The 15,415-nt window shown below is 40.5% G+C and carries 15 protein-coding genes and 1 other RNA gene; 2 read left to right on the top strand and 14 right to left on the bottom strand.

All coding sequences use genetic code 11. The features are described 5' to 3' along the window. Positions 1–462 precede the first annotated feature (462 nt). From RSX31_RS06465 to RSX31_RS06515, 11 genes are all read right to left on the bottom strand, one after another. The gene (locus tag RSX31_RS06465; protein ID WP_315633937.1) at positions 463–930 is read right to left on the bottom strand and encodes a GyrI-like domain-containing protein; all 468 of its coding nucleotides are present in this window, start codon (positions 928–930) and stop codon (positions 463–465) included. Positions 931–952: 22 nt separating this feature from the next. Beyond that, positions 953–2,467, bottom strand: a complete 1,515-nt coding sequence (locus RSX31_RS06470) for a carboxypeptidase M32 (protein ID WP_315633939.1) — start codon at positions 2,465–2,467, stop codon at positions 953–955. A 168-nt stretch (positions 2,468–2,635) separates the two neighbouring features. Further along, positions 2,636–4,561 (bottom strand): ATP-dependent DNA helicase, encoded by a 1,926-nt coding sequence (locus RSX31_RS06475; protein ID WP_315633941.1) that lies wholly within the window; start codon positions 4,559–4,561, stop codon positions 2,636–2,638. A 706-nt stretch (positions 4,562–5,267) separates the two neighbouring features. Beyond that, positions 5,268–5,441 carry a hypothetical protein gene (locus tag RSX31_RS06480; RefSeq protein ID WP_187443267.1) on the bottom strand — a complete coding sequence of 58 codons (174 nt, stop codon included), beginning with the start codon at positions 5,439–5,441 and terminating at the stop codon, positions 5,268–5,270. Positions 5,442–5,535: 94 nt separating this feature from the next. Then, positions 5,536–6,675, bottom strand: coding sequence for a THUMP domain-containing class I SAM-dependent RNA methyltransferase (locus RSX31_RS06485; RefSeq protein ID WP_315633942.1), 1,140 nt, complete (start codon positions 6,673–6,675; stop codon positions 5,536–5,538). Positions 6,676–6,827: 152 nt separating this feature from the next. Continuing rightward, positions 6,828–7,213, bottom strand: an RNA gene (gene rnpB, locus RSX31_RS06490) — RNase P RNA component class B. Between the two features lie 60 nt (positions 7,214–7,273). Beyond that, complete coding sequence (gene gpsB / locus RSX31_RS06495; RefSeq protein WP_113970666.1) at positions 7,274–7,582, bottom strand: cell division regulator GpsB; 309 nt, start codon at positions 7,580–7,582, stop codon at positions 7,274–7,276. Positions 7,583–7,698: 116 nt separating this feature from the next. Continuing rightward, on the bottom strand, positions 7,699–8,256 hold the full coding sequence (locus tag RSX31_RS06500; protein ID WP_148994144.1) for a DUF1273 domain-containing protein: 558 nt from the start codon (positions 8,254–8,256) through the stop codon (positions 7,699–7,701). Positions 8,257–8,516: 260 nt separating this feature from the next. Continuing rightward, the gene (locus RSX31_RS06505; RefSeq protein ID WP_148969429.1) at positions 8,517–8,855 is read right to left on the bottom strand and encodes a CotD family spore coat protein; all 339 of its coding nucleotides are present in this window, start codon (positions 8,853–8,855) and stop codon (positions 8,517–8,519) included. Positions 8,856–9,190: 335 nt separating this feature from the next. Further along, complete coding sequence (locus tag RSX31_RS06510) at positions 9,191–10,474, bottom strand: ribonuclease H-like domain-containing protein (protein WP_315633944.1); 1,284 nt, start codon at positions 10,472–10,474, stop codon at positions 9,191–9,193. An 18-nt stretch (positions 10,475–10,492) separates the two neighbouring features. Continuing rightward, entirely contained in the window at positions 10,493–12,730 is a 2,238-nt protein-coding gene (locus RSX31_RS06515; RefSeq protein ID WP_397548077.1) for a DEAD/DEAH box helicase, read from the bottom strand. Positions 12,731–12,955: 225 nt separating this feature from the next. Here RSX31_RS06515 and RSX31_RS06520 point away from each other — a divergent pair, with 225 nt between their 5' ends. Beyond that, entirely contained in the window at positions 12,956–13,399 is a 444-nt protein-coding gene (locus RSX31_RS06520; protein WP_148969431.1) for an Hsp20/alpha crystallin family protein, read from the top strand. A 53-nt stretch (positions 13,400–13,452) separates the two neighbouring features. On the opposite strand, the gene RSX31_RS06525 is transcribed toward RSX31_RS06520, so the two are convergent. Then, a complete protein-coding gene (locus RSX31_RS06525) occupies positions 13,453–13,944 on the bottom strand; it encodes a YppG family protein (RefSeq protein ID WP_315633948.1) in 492 nt (163 codons plus the stop codon). A gap of 201 nt (positions 13,945–14,145) precedes the next feature. Between RSX31_RS06525 and yppF the strand changes: the two genes are divergently transcribed. Beyond that, positions 14,146–14,328: a YppF family protein gene (gene yppF, locus RSX31_RS06530; protein WP_315633949.1), complete on the top strand. Its 183-nt coding sequence runs from the start codon at positions 14,146–14,148 to the stop codon at positions 14,326–14,328. Positions 14,329–14,356: 28 nt separating this feature from the next. On the opposite strand, the gene RSX31_RS06535 is transcribed toward yppF, so the two are convergent. Both RSX31_RS06535 and RSX31_RS06540 read right to left on the bottom strand, forming a co-directional pair. Continuing rightward, a complete protein-coding gene (locus tag RSX31_RS06535) occupies positions 14,357–14,713 on the bottom strand; it encodes a YppE family protein (RefSeq protein WP_315633951.1) in 357 nt (118 codons plus the stop codon). Between the two features lie 69 nt (positions 14,714–14,782). Continuing rightward, positions 14,783–15,037, bottom strand: a complete 255-nt coding sequence (locus RSX31_RS06540; protein WP_315633952.1) for a hypothetical protein — start codon at positions 15,035–15,037, stop codon at positions 14,783–14,785. Between the last annotated feature and the right edge of the window lie 378 nt (positions 15,038–15,415).

Genomic DNA, 15,415 nt, shown 5'->3' on the forward strand with positions numbered 1-15,415 from the left:
AGCGGAGGCGGCTCGCCCTGGGGCGACAAGCATAAGCCAAGTAACCCGGAAAGGCGCTCTTTGCCTTTTTGGGTTACTTGACTTATGACCTCGAGCCCCAAGCCGCCGGAGCTGGACATATGGAAAAGCGGAGGCGGCTCGCCCTGGGGCGACAAGCATAAGCCAAGTAACCCGGAAAGGCGCTCTTTGCCTTTTTGGGTTACCTGGCTTATGACCTCGAGCCTCTAAGCCCTGGAGCTGGACATATCGAAAAGCGGAAGGGCTTTGCCCAGAGGCGACAAGCATAAGGCGGCCCCACCGGAAAGGCGCTCTTTGCCTTTTTGGTGGGGCTGACTTATGACCTCGAGCCTCTAAGCCCTGGAGCTGGACATCGCGAAAAGCGGAGGCGGCATGGTCAGGAAGGAAATTACTAAATGTATACTTATACTAATGGAAAAGAGGCTGCCTCGGGCAGCCTCTTTTCTATTTCTCTTTAATAGGAACAAACAACTCTAATTTCCGCTTATCTTCCGTTTCGTTGATCACTCTATCCTGAGATAGATACTTCTCGACACTCAGTCTGGAGTAGTCTTTTTCATAGCCATTTTCCTTAATCCAATTAAAGATCGAAAAGTAGGCTTGTTCTACTTCCGTTGACAGCCCTTCATAAAGAGCGTGAGCATAGACGCCTGCAGGGAGAGACAGTTCGACTAACCCCGGTGGAAGCTTGTCCACACGATCAACCTCTACGGTACAATAATACGTAAAATCAGTCGCTCTGTCATGGAAAGGAGCGTATATGCATTCATCTCCATTGATGTGGTGAATGGATGGGATCATCTGTAGAAACTTAGTGAATAGTCTCGGGATCTCTGCCCCTTTTCCATATGGACCTGTCCAGCCTATTCCAACAAGCAATTTATCCTCTAGTGATGCAACGTTTATTTCCATGATTTTGCCTCCATTGTATTCGTTAATTCAAGGAATATACCTTTGAATACTTCTCCGTTAAATACTCGGCCAAGTACTTTGCATTAAGCCCTTCTCCAGTAACTTCCCTGATGATTTCCAGCGGTTTTTTCATCTTGCCCCACTGATGGACGTTTGTCGTCAGCCATTCTCTGATGGGAACAAGATTTCCCTCTTCCAACAGCTCTTCATAATGAGGAAGATCTTTCAACATGGCACGCTTAAACTGCGCAGCGTACATATATCCTAATGCATATGACGGAAAGTAACCGAAGCTCCCACCAGCCCAATGAACATCTTGAAGGACACCTTCACCGTTATGAGAAGGGCGGATTCCCAAGTACTCTTCATATTTCTGATTCCAGATTTCAGGAAGATCCTTCACGTCTATCTCATCATTAAATAATCCCTTTTCAATTTCATACCGGATGATAATGTGTAACGCGTACGTTAATTCATCTGCTTCGATTCGGATTAAAGATGGCTTCGATTCATTGATTGCCCGGTAGAAATCGTCTTGTTCAACGGAATCGAACTGTCCTGAAGAGTAATCCTTCAGTAACGAATAATTCTTCTTCCAGAAAGAATGATCTCTTCCTACAAAGTTTTCATAGAACAGGGATTGAGATTCATGGATCCCCATAGACGTTCCCGTGCATAGTGGTGTACCAATCAAATCCTTGGAAATGTTCTGCTCATACAGAGCATGTCCACCTTCATGGATTGTCCCGAACACGGCTGTTCTCCAATCCTTCTCGTCATATTTAGTTGTTACCCTTACATCACCAGGGTTTAAACCAATCGCAAATGGATGGACGGTCTCATCCAATCTGCCTGAGTTAAAATCATACCCCATTTGCTCAAGGATCTTTAAGCTGAAATCCTTTTGCTTATCCTTTGGAAAGTGTTCAAAGAGGAAATCGGTATGTGGCTTATGTTCCGATTCGGAAATCTTATGTACAAGCGGGACAATTTGATCTCGAAGATCGCCAAATACCTTATCTAACACTTCAACCGTTACACCTGGCTCATACATATCCAATAACGTATTATATTTGTTATCTTCGTAGCCCCAGTAATCAATAAAGCGTTTCGTAAATGCCACCAGTTTTTCTAAATAGGGCTGAAACATAGAGAAATCCGCTTTTTCTTTGGCTTCTTCCCATACACCTTCAGCTTTCGATTGTAACACCACGTATTCCCTATATTCAGAAGCGGGAATTTTTTTATTCCGATCATACTCTTTTTGACACTCTTCTAACAGCTTTTGTGTCATGTTATCCAATTTGTCCATTTCTGGCGACAGTTTAGCCAGGTATGCAGCCATTTCATTTGAGGTCGACATTTCAAAAAGCTCAGATGAAAGCATCCCAATGACTTCAGATCGTTGTTCAACCCCATTTTTCGGAGCACCTGTCCGTAAATCCCAGAACATCAAACCAAGCGCTTCGTTGTAGGCAGACATTTTTTTTACATAATCATGGAAACGATCTCTTATTTCTATTACTGATTCTTTCATTCTAAAAAAGCCCCCTTTTTTTACATTCAATCTATTTTATCATATTTTTCTGGCAACTTGGGTCAGAAAGATTGATAGAGAGACGATTAGAGAAGTCATGGTAGTCGAAGAGTAGATGTCTCTACATACAGAAAAAAACCGCCCAATTCAGGCGGCTCTTCCAACACTTTATGAATTCAACACTTCAATTCCAACTGGTAAAACGGATTCTACCAACTGTTTATAAGCTGCTTCATGACCGTTCACCAAGACATGGACGCTTCCTTTGTCCTCGCTCGTCCGAATCAATCGGCCAATACCCTGTCTCAGTCGAAGGAGCATGTAAGGAATGTCCACTTCTTCCACTGAGTTTTCAGCATGATTTCGTTTCGCATCAAACACAGGATCCCTAGGAGGGAATGGGAGTGAATAGATAATGACTTGGGAAAGTGACTCTCCTGGCACGTCCAAACCTTCCCATAAATGATAGGAGCATAGAACTGTAAAGGTTTCCTGCTGGAACTGCTGGACCGTTTCACTAATTTCCCTGTCACCTTCATAAATCACATTCCAGCCCTGGTTTCCCTGCTGCTTTTGATATTGTCTAAAAACATTCATTTCTTCCTTAGTAGAGAAGAGAATCAACGACTTCCCTTGGTTTTTCTTCAACATGTCAAAGGCATACTGATTTTTAGAATCACTGCCTTCTTCCAATGAAGGAAGAAAAGCTTTCATCATGTCTTCGTATTTATAAGGAGACTCTACCGAGAACCTTTCATATTTTTCAATCCCCAGCGATTGAGAAACATAAGAGAAGTCTCCATTATAAGAAAGGGTGGCAGAAGAGAAAATAAATGGGATATTTTGAGAAAAAACTTGTTCTCTCAGAATTTCTTCCACCAATCTTGGCATCACAACAAAGGTGTGTTCTTCTTCTGACGTTTCCAACCAATAGATTCCTTTTTCATCATCTATGAATAGTTTCAAGGAAAACTGAATCTGCTCAAGATACTCTTCTACTACCTTTAGTAAATAATCATCCATGACATACATTTCTGATTCAAAGACTAGCTCATTTAAAAGATTTTCAATTTTCTCAGTCAGCGCTCTCCCTTGCTGTAATATGGCTTCGGAACGCGAAATGTATTGTCTCTCAGAACCATTCTCTCCTTTGGATTCTTTCTCCAGGAGTTCGAACCACTTTTCATTATCCAGAATGATATCTTCAATGACATACAACGTTTCTTCCCTCATATCAGACGCTGAAAGCTTCTCCAGTAAGCCTTCAAGGGTCTCCATTCTCATGCGGTAAGTCATCGCTTTTTGAGAAGCAAATTCCAATAAGTGACCTTCGTCAAATACAACAGAGCTCGCTTCTGGCAGAAGTGGAAGTTGCCCTTCCCGTTTGCGGGAATCTTTCGTCCAAATATGTTCCATATAAAAATCATGGGAACAGATGATTAAGTCTGCTGCCCCCCGGTAATGTTCACGATGAAGTGTAAGACCACAGCGATGGCGAGAAGAACAAGACATACAGTCCTGAAGAGAATCCCAGCCAACTTGATTCCATTCTTCATCAGATAGATGAGCATATTCTTTTCTATCCCCATAATGACTAAAGCTTCTCATGGATGAATTATCGTGTACAAAATCCGGTAATTCCTCCCATATGTCCTGGTACCCCTCGTTTTGGGGGATGTTTTCTTCAAGTTTTTTTATACATAGATATTGTTCTCTGGACTTTGCCAATCGAACATCTATATCAAGATCCAGTGCATTCTCAAGCTTCTGTATGTCCCCTTCTTTTTTCACAATCTGCTCAATGAGCGTTTCATCCGCACACGCTATGATTGCCGGTTTGCCAGTATATCTGGCAAATGATAACGCATATAATAGGTAGACAAGGGTTTTCCCCGTACCGACACCTGCTTCTGCAAACATAACCTGCTTATTTTTATAAGCTTGATTTAGCTGAAAGGCCATAAATACCTGTTCATCCCGTAAATCAAATCCCTTTTCAGGCAATAGATCATAAAACACGTCACCGACCCAATCGGATAATGCTTCATAAAATGATTGCTCCTTGGTTAATTCAAATGGTAATTTTCTTCTCATGAGGACCTCCTGCCTTACACAATATTTCTAATTTACTAGAATTCTTTCTTATTGAAAAGGGATAACCGTCATTTTTTTAATTGAAGGCTTTAACAATGGCTCTTTTCGCAATAATTGTTGTTTTCAAGAATAGAATCTGCCAGGGCTCTGTCAACCGGTTTATGCTTGATGGTGAGGGGAACTGCTCCGCTTGCAGCTAGCGTTCGGCCGAGCCTCCTCAGCTTCGCTTCCGGGGTCTCGGCACGCCCGTACTTCCGCAGGAGTCTGCGCAGTTCCCCTCACCATCTTTAACAGAATTTTCATGACAGAGCTTCAAGGTGTGCAAGAACACAATGTAACTTGAAAAAATAATTCCTCTTCCTAAAAAGGAAAATCAATTTCTACTTACCTTAAATGAGATTGTTTGATAAAATTCTTGTTTTTATTGTATTCCATTGAGGATACATGCTCAGAAAGTTGATTCTCGCTGCAGGATGCTCGACTCCTGCGGGAATAGTTGGACAGGTGAGACCCCGGAGACGCAGCCGAGGAGGCTCACTGCCAGCCCCGCAGAAAGCGAGCATCCTGGAGCGGAAATCAACTATTACTTTCTCCTCTACAATAGCAACAAACTATACGAAAAGAGCTTAAACAAAAGAAAAGAGACGCTCCATACAAGGGTAGTTCTACCACTTGTATGGATGTCCCTAGTCTCCCGAGAATGCACTCAGTCGTATATTCTCTTTTTCCTTAACAATTCATATTGAAAAGCCTGATCAAGGTTTTTCGTCGCTTCATCCAAGCCGGCTTGAATGGCTGCTCCTTCTTCTCCTGAAATGGAAGAAATAGAGCTTTGTAATGCCTGATAGATTTTGTGGTAATCGATGAAGGAATGGTCCATCCTCTTTCACTCCTCTGAAAATGATAGAACTATTATACGCAGGAAGTGAAAGGGATATTCTGAACTTCTTTTCTTTTTTTTGTACTTGAATTGATTACCCTTTTCTCGGTGGACGCGGGCCAAAGTATTGGTAATAATCTGTTCGAATGAATCCGTTAAACAATTTACGTTTTTTCGTAGCTTGTTTACCGTAGCATTGTTCAAAGTTTTCATGGGAAGTCATGATGTAAACAGACCAAGTATCTAGCTTCTCGAAAGCTTTCCCCATTTCCTGGTACATTCTTTCTACTTCTTTTCTTTCTCCCAAACGTTCACCATAAGGAGGGTTTCCGACGATGATGCCATATTCCAGTTCTGAAGTGAAGTCTCTGACTTGCATTTGTTTAAATTTCACCAAGTCTCCAAGCCCCGCTTCCATTGCATTCTCTTTGGAAACTTCGATCATTCGGTGATCGATGTCCGTACCCAGTATTTCAAGCGGCTGATCGTAGTTAGCCAGATCCTCTGCTTCCAAACGTGTTTTCTCCCAGACCTCAGCAGGCATCATTGGCCAGTTCTCTGACAAAAACTCACGATTGAATCCTGGAGCAATATTTTGCCCGATCAAGGCCGCTTCAATCGGAATGGTTCCAGACCCGCAAAATGGATCTACAAATGGACGGTCAGGGTTCCATGTCGTTAATTGGATAAGGGCAGCTGCCAGTGTTTCCTTTAAAGGAGCCTCACCTTGTCCGATTCGATAACCCCTCTTATGAAGACCTTGTCCACTCGTATCCAGGGTGATGCTTGCTACATCTTTATGGATCGCCACCTCGATTTTAAACAAGGGACCGGTTTCGTCAAGCCACGATGTACGTTTGTATGCTGTACGTAAACGTTCAACGATTGCTTTTTTTACGATCGCCTGGCAATCAGGTACACTGTATAGCTTTGATTTGACCGATTTCCCCTGAACAGGAAATTCCGCGTCTACTGGAAGGAAGTTTTCCCATGGCAGTTTCTTTGTATTTTCAAATAGTTCATCAAAGGAGTAAACTTTAAAGTCTCCGACGAGAATCTTTATCCTGTCAGCTGTTCTTAGCCACATATTGGCTCGCGCAATCGCTGTTTCATCTCCTTTGAAGATGACTTTTCCGTTATCCACCTGACATTCGTAGCCCAATTCTTTCACTTCTTTTGCAACAATTGCTTCTAAGCCCATTGCTGCCGTTGCAATTAATGTATATGTACTCAAATTCGTCACCCCGTTAATCATTATCTTTATTTCAATAGTATGGTCTTGTTTCCTTAAATATAAAAAGGACTGATACAAAAGAGCAGTGTATTACCTGCATGTATCAGTCACTTGCATTATTTAATCCATATTGCTCTTATCCCGTAATAGTGTTCTGTAAGCCATGTTTTGTTCCGTTGTACTACAAACGACTCTTCGTCTCGTACTCGGGTGGTAATCATCTATCTACAAAGGAAGTTCCTTTGTCCCTCTCTTCGTTCGTTTCCTCTGAGAGGATTCCCCTACCTAATTTTGGGTTTCTCGCTCGTGGGGTTTACCTCGTTCCACTCCTGCCATTTCTAACAGGACTTCGTCACTGTGGCACTTTCAAGGTAGTCACACCATATCCAAAGGACTTAGGTGTTTTCCCTGCCGTCAACTCAAAACTTGAGCTGCCCTAGCTTATGAATTGGCTAGGCACGAACACTACGTGCATCTCAGCACCGTGCGAGCATGGACTTTCCTCTACAACTTAACGTTGCAGCGATTACCCGAACACCATTAAGGATCAGCAATAACTAATTATACTGTAGTTCTTCCGAGTATTCAACTGGAAATATCAGTCATACAATTTGTTTCCAAATACGTGTTTCTCTAAATTAGACAAGCGCTTAAGAATATCGAAATTCGTTGTGCCTGTCTGTTGAGCAGGAGCAGCGGAGCGTTGTTTACTTGCTCCCTCCACTTGTTTCTTTAATCGCAGGTTCTCTTGTTGCAGATCTTCTATTTCTTGATGGAAGGTTTCATAATCTTTAATAATCAAATCTAAAAATTTATCTACGTCTTCTGGTTTATATCCCCGCATACCACTTTTAAATTCTTTTTCTAGGATATCCTTTGCGGTTAATTTCACTTTATCTGAGATCATTATATTCACCTCTATATTTATCACTATCATTTTTTCAAATAACCATCAGTTTGTCAATTATAATTGTTTTCGGGGCTATAGAATTCCCGAAGTGTTAATGAGTGATAAAACATCCTCTACTCAATCTTCCACTGCTCTTCTTCGACGACCCATTGCAGATCATGGAAGGTGATCGCCCTTATTTCAAAGGAAGGATCAGTTTCTTTCTTCTTCTTTGCTTCTTGATAGAAGTACCTGGGTGAGCCTTCTTTTTCTTCATCATACAGTATCACTAACGCTTGGCTTTTTTGCAAGAATAACTGATTTTTATTTCGGAATTGCTGTGGACTCTTGTAAGGTTCTTTTGAGATTGACTCGACAAAATCAGCTTGAGAAAGAATGAGTTCATAGTACTCTTTATTCACGTCATTCCAATTTTCTTCTTGGGAGAGAAAAGGAGTCAATATAGCCAGTTTAAGATCAGGATAATCTTCCTGAAGCTCAAATACCACTTCTGCTCCCCAAAGTTCAACCCCAAGTTGCCCACTAATGAGTACCCATTCTAAATCTTCATCCAAAAGGGAAACTAATTCTTTCTTTAAAGCCTGCTTTATGTAGTAAATTGCTTTGTCATCTTGCTTAAAAACTCCTAGTTCAAAGGATTTATATCCGGTTATGCACGCAACATTACTCAAATGCAAAACTCCTTCATTAAACTTTCAGGACAGACAATTTCTCTTTAAAGCTTAGTGTGTCCCAATCCTTTACACTCTATTGTAACATATTTTACGAATTACGAGGTCAAGATCCCATTCTATCATAATAAAAGTTCACCATCATAAAGAAGAGATGACTCTAATAGTCATTAGTCACTTTTGCAGAGCGACACAGTGTGTCGCTCTGCAATTGAAACTAACCTCTTAGAGGCATCCCTCGGAAGTCTTCACTCAGAAAATTATCGTCCCATACCATATGGTCCGAATGGTGGTCTTGGACGCGGTCCGGGTCCGAATCCTGGGCCAAACCCCGGTCCTCCTGGGCCTCCAGGGCCTTGAGGTCCTCCTGGTCCACCCGGTCCACCGCCACAGTTGAAATGTTGGTGTGAAACACTGTCTACTTGTGATTGTGTTTGTGGGAAATAATGTTTATGTTGATACATAACATTATTTACATTTGTCGTGTGAGTAGGGTGAATGTGTGGCACCTCATAGGTGTTGCATGACTGATTCACACAACATTTTGTCGGGTGCATGACTGCAGGAAGTACTTGATTAGGTCTTGGTCTTTTATACATAGAAACGCTCTCCTTTCATCTCTTAGTTGTTACACTAATAGCCTATGAAACGAAGAGGATACATGTACTAATACAAATACCTATTTTTAGGAAAACATTTTGCAGACTTACATAAAGCTATATAAACTTTCCGGATAATTGGTAAAAACAAAAGCCGTTAAACCAATGACGACAAAGAACAAAATTAAGATCGCTCGGTTCATTTTCATCATCCCATCTAAATATTAAATATTTTCAACACAATTAACTATTTTACATCTACTTTTGAAAATTCTCAATATAAAAATAAGGAGTTTGAACCACTTTTTTAGTATAATTTATAAAAATTTGTGAATCTAGGATGGATGGTCTGTATTCTTATTCAATTTTCTTGTTAACCGGCTCTTTCGATGATGAAGTTTCCCTATAAAGACCTCGTGCTTTTGACTGTTTGCTTCCTCAGTTTCAATCAGCAGTGATTCGAGTTGCTCACATCTTTCTAATGCTAACTGGAAATTCTTCGTTTTGTGCTCATACAATTTAGCCAGTTCCAACAGTGCGACTTTTCTAATGGAAATAGGGGCTTCTTTCCACAATCGTTCCCATAACTCTATCGCCTTCCATTCTTCTTTGTCTTTCTTGTATTGAAGAGCGAGGAGGTGCATCGCCTCATAATTTGTTCTGTCATCTTCTCTAATAATCTCTTGGTAACGCTCTTTTGCAATCTCTCTGTTACCTGTGTATTCAAGCCATCTCCCGACCTCGAAGCGCTCTTGGTCAGTGGCTTTTTTATGAGCATTCAATAGTTGAAACGTTAAATGCGTATAGAGAGTGATCAATGACAATATATCCAGCTCATTATGGGTCATAACTTTGAATATACCTTCAGGATCCTTACGCTCGATATAATCAAAATATATCATAGGGGCTAAATATCCTGGAACATCGTCCACTCTATTAAATCCAAGGATCTTTCGCTCTACGTTTATTAATTTTACAGACTCTAACCTGTGCTTAAAGAGTCTTCTGGATCCGTGATAAAGGTCAAAATGCCCAAATGCGGGCAATTGGGGGACATGCTCTTTAATGAGTGTATGCCTTGTCTTAACTTGAGGCCAATCAAACGCTTTTCCGTTATATGTCACGAGTGTGTTATAATCCACATGGCTTAAAAAACTGTGATAGAGAGGTATTTCACTTCCCGGTTGAGGCAAAAAATGCTGGGTCACAATCACCTCTGTTTCTGTCACCCTCCCATGTCCCAATAAGAAGATTGTATTTCCAACCCCCCCACCTAAACCGGTCGTTTCCGTATCAAAGAAAAACATTTGTTCATGAGTATGCCCTTTAGAAGACAAGGGATGGACACCCGCAAAGTCCTGCCAAGCATCCACCGCGCTAATAAAATCTCTAAACGTGTAGTCCCCATGTTGATGATCGATTGGATATCGTTTCTCTCTCACCAGACAGAAATCACCGTCAATATCGTACACAGTGGCACCATTTTGTTTCCATAAATCAAGAAATGGCAAGTCTGCCGATTCCTGCTCTAAAATGGGGGGCTGACTTTTCTTATCTTCAGCGTCTTCTTCTCTGATAAGATGTTTTTTCATTCTTGATAATTTATTTTTAAGTGACATATTGATTCCCTCCTTCTTTTATTGAAGGAAAAGATGAAGAAGCTTTAATGTATCCACTTTGGCTGTGTCCAGTGAATGATCCGTTCCAATACATGATGGACAACCAGTTTTACACGGACACCGCTCTATCATTGCAGATGTCTCAAGGAGTATTTTCTCCATCTGTTCATACACCTTTTCACTTAACCCGATCCCACCAGGGTACCGATCGTAGATAAAGATCGTAGGCTGTTCATTGTGTGCAGCTTTTATTTGTGGCACCACAAAAATATCACTGGGATCGCACATCACAAATAAAGGAATAATCGATTTCAAGCTTTGTGCTGCCCCTATGAGGCCTTCTTCCAAACGCTCCTGACTAAATGAAGCAGCGTCACTTAAAGAAATCCAGCTGGAGCTCGTGTGGAGTTCTTCTTCAGGAAGATGGATGGGTCCAGATCCAATATTTTCGTGGGTATCAAATTTAATTTTCTTGAAAATCGTTGCCATTGCTTGAACAGTTACATCCCCATAAGCTACGTCATACCTTTTCCCCGTGCGAATCTTGTCTGTTTCGAGTACTCTTAATTGTACAGCCAGATTGGCATCAGTGAAATAGTCCACGTCCACTTCCCTTACATACGCTTTCTTTTCTTCCCAATCCAGTTCCTCTACTTGAAATTGAACTCCCTGGTGTAAATAAATCGCTTCATCATGCAATAAGGTCATAGCTGAGAAACGATCCATTTCCCCTATTACTTTCACGGCTGAGATGTCTGTTTGATCAATAATAATGACATTTTCCTGTGAAGCTGAGCGAAGGCTGATGTTATGGGCAGGAAACACATCATTCATCCAATACCATTTTTCACCGTTCTTATGAACCACACGTTCTTCCACTAAAAATTCTAGAATATCATCAATGTCGTGCCTGCCAAATTGTTCCCCTTCCTTAAAGGGGAGCTCATAGGCAGCGCACTTAATATGATCAATAAGAATAATCAAATTGTCAGGGTTGATTCTCGCCGTTTCTGGGGTTTGCTCAAAGAAGTAATCCGGATGCTCAATAATGAACTGGTCTAATGGGCTTGAGCTTGCTACCATGATGACCAGAGATTCCCCATGCCTTCTGCCGGCTCTTCCAGCTTGCTGCCAGGCACTTGCGATCGTCCCGGGATAGCCCGTCATGATGCACACTTGTAATTGACCGATATCTACCCCTAATTCAAGGGCGTTCGTACTGACAACTCCGTAGATTTCACCAGATCGCAAGCCTTTTTCAATCTCCCGGCGTTGAGTCGGCAGATATCCTCCCCTGTACCCTCTGATTGATTTCGTTCCTAATTGACTCTTCACTAATTCTTGTAAGTAGGTAAGGATAATTTCCACCCTTACCCTGCTTCTGGCGAATATGATCGTTTGCACCTTATTCTTCAATAATTCACCAGCAATTCTCCTGACCTCCAGGGTCGCACTTCTGCGTATATTCAACGGTTTGTTTACAATCGGGGGATTGTAGAAAACGAAATGCTTTTTGGCACTTGGTGCACCGTTATTATCTATTAAATTCATTTCATTTCCGGTTAAATGCTCTGCCAGTTCTTTCGGGTTTGCAATCGTTGCAGATGTACATATGAAAATGGGAGAAGCTCCATAAAACTCGCAAATCCGTTTCAATCTCCTGACCACATTGCTTACGTGAGAACCAAAAACCCCCCTATATATATGGAGTTCATCAATTATTACGTATTTAAGATTCTCAAAAAGAGACACCCACTTTGTATGATGAGGAAGGATGGCTGAGTGGAGCATATCAGGATTCGTTATGACGATATGCCCAGCTTTCCTTACTTTTTGCCGGATATTGGCGGAGGTATCTCCATCATATGTATAGCTATTAATAGAAGCTTCAGCTTCTGAGATGATTTCGTTCAACTCACTTTTCTGATCTTGTGCGAGTGCTTTAGTTGGAAAAATATATAACGCCCGTGCATCCGGGTTGTCCATGATCGTTTGTAATACAGGAAGATTATAACAAAGAGTCTTTCCAGAGGCTGTAGGAGTTACTGCGGTAAAATTCTTTCCTTCCATTGCCAGCCGAAAAGCGGAATGCTGATGGGTATAAAGCTTTTCGATGCCTCTTTTTTGCAGCGCATTTATTATTTTATCATTTATCTCCAGTGGCATATCTACCAATTGAGCGGGTTTTTCATCTATGGTATGCCAGTGAACAATCTGTTTATTAAAATCATCTTCTCTTTTAAAATGTTCAATCAATTGTTGAAGATTGTTTTTCTTAAACACAGGTATCACCTCTTCTATTCATTTTACCGAATCTATGTTCGAAACTAAAGAAAAAAAACCAGGATATCTTTTCCTCAATTAATTAATAAGAATGTAGGGGAGTCTAAATCGATTTATATAAAGGTATAGGACAAATGCACATATTCAGCTAGCATTCATACACTAGTATGAATACTTTTGCGTGAAAGGAGCATACCCATGTCGAACGAGAAGAAAGGTTTTGGTGACCTGATGCATTCCATGAACGAGTTTTTTCATGAAAGACCTATGAAAGGAATGCTTCAAAGCATTGATGAATTTTTCACATCATCCTCTAACCCATTTGGTTCTTTCCCGGTTGAATTAACTGAAACAGACAATTATTATATCGTGACTGCACAACTTCCAGGTATTAAGAAAGACCAGATTCAACTCGATGTGTTCCCTCAATACATTACGATTTCCGTAACCAATAAAGAAGAGTTTTCCGAGGAAAATGATCAAAATCAAATGATCAGAAGAAAGCAATCCATGAAAAAGAGCAGCCGGACAATCCCATTTCCAAGAGTGGTTAATGAAAAGAATGTGAAGGCATCTCATAAAGATGGATTACTGACTGTGAAGGTAGACAAAGAAACCGGTAAACGAATACCTATCGAATAAGTTTCCTAATACAACTTTAAAAAAGGAGTTGCCAAATCGGCAGCTCCTTTATTTTAAAATTTAAATATCCCACCTAAGCCTTTTACAAGAGAAGAAACTTGATTAATTGCCCCCATCATTTGTCCTGTTGTATTCATCATTTTATTAAAATCCAAAGATCCATCCTGTGACTTGAATGAATTCATGATTGAACTTACTCCCCCTGACGAAGGTTTAGCCATGAACGAGGCTTTCGGATATGGATTAGCATAAGACTGCTGCTCCATTGCTTTCTTTTGGTACGGATTGTATTCTTTCTGCTGTAGAGGATTTTCAAAATATGGATTCATTTGATGCTGGTTCATCTGTTGATATTGGTTCATATGAAACCCAGGTGCAGGATATTGGGCTTCTGGTTGAGGATAATAATTTGGTTGGTAAGATCCATATTCTGGAGGTCGCATACCCTGTCCTTGATAGTTCATCACTGGTCCCATATACGTTGATTGCGAATGATAACTTGGATGGTAGTTACGCATCTGTCTAGAATGAAGTAAAGAATTCATACTTAGCCCCCTTACTTAATAATGGTTACTATACTTTATGTTTTAACTGGATAAATGGTGAAAAGCCCCATAAAGATATTTCGACAAACACAAGAAGAATGTCGGAAGTTACACTATTCTTACAACTTAAAGAAAGGGTTTTCTATGATAGGATAAATGTAGATGCAACGCAATGAAATATAAGTATTGGGAGGAATCAAGATGAACCTGAGTGAACTGCTGAAGAGATTCGAAAGTAGTAAACATTATCCAGCAACGGATCAACAAGAACTTCTTACAATGGCCAAAAAACTTTATATTTCTAATGAGATTTCATTGCATCATTATAAAGAGCTGTCGAAGCAAATCAATACAATAGAAGAAAAAGCAATTTCAACTCCATAATGTAAAGAGGCTGCCGATCGGCAGCCTCTTATTTTTCATTCAATTCATCCAACTGGGTTTGCAGTACATATGAGACAGATTGATAATGACTGATAAACCGATTGTAACTGGACTCTGGAAAGAAACAGTGAACCGATAGCATTTCAATATTATCGAATGTGTTTATTATTTGAGGGAAATGTAGGTGTTTTGGCCTTTGTTCTTTGATCCAAATCAAGGACAATTCTTTCCACGCATCATTCTCCCCTTTTACTTTATCGGCAAAAGGTTTTACTTCTGTGTAAAAGTCTCCTTTTTCACCTGATTCACGTCTGCCTTTATATTCTTTCATCATCTGCTCAACAAGGATGATCAATACTCCCGTTACTTGCTTCAATTCTTTCAAAAATAGCCCTCCGTAAAAATGTAGACAAAAATAAAAAGTAGCACAAGGCTACTTTCTTATAAATTCAGTTTAAGACGTCTTATAGGATAATTCAAGTTTTTGTAAGACAAAGGACTTTTCTCTATTTTTCATAAGAACAGTTTTAGATTCCGCTTTTCTCTCCACTGAGCTCAATTTACAGTCGATTTTCTGTATCTTGTTCGTTAACGAATTCATTCCTTCTTGTTCTTCAACTGAGATTCGATCATGCAGACTTTGTTCTAATTGATTCAAACTTTCTTCAATTTCAGCTAATTTTAACATAATATCTTGTTTTGGAAGCATTGTGAATCCTCCCACCTTTTTTTTTGGATTAATACTGTAATTCTCTCTTTATAACCCGTTCCCTTCCCCCCTGACAAAACTAGAAGCGTTTCGCCAAAGAAAGTGTTAAAAGGACATTCCGTTAATTTTGTTTCGACACCTACTGAATAAAAGAAGTGGAAACTAGAAAATAATATAAGTGGAGGTGTTACGTAATGAAAAATCAGAAAAACAAACAAAACAAACAGCAAGCAACAAATTCAGCCCAAACCAAAGCCTCAAAAGGCAACCCTAAACTAGAAGGCGAAAACCGTCCATCGACATAAGAAAGCGGAGGCGGCTCGTTCAGACCCGACAAGCATAAGGCGAACCACCCGGAAAGGCGCTCTTTGCCTTTTT

The organism is Rossellomorea yichunensis (genome assembly GCF_032337515.1).
In the GTDB taxonomy this organism is placed as follows: Bacteria; Bacillota; Bacilli; order Bacillales; family Bacillaceae_B; genus Rossellomorea; species Rossellomorea yichunensis.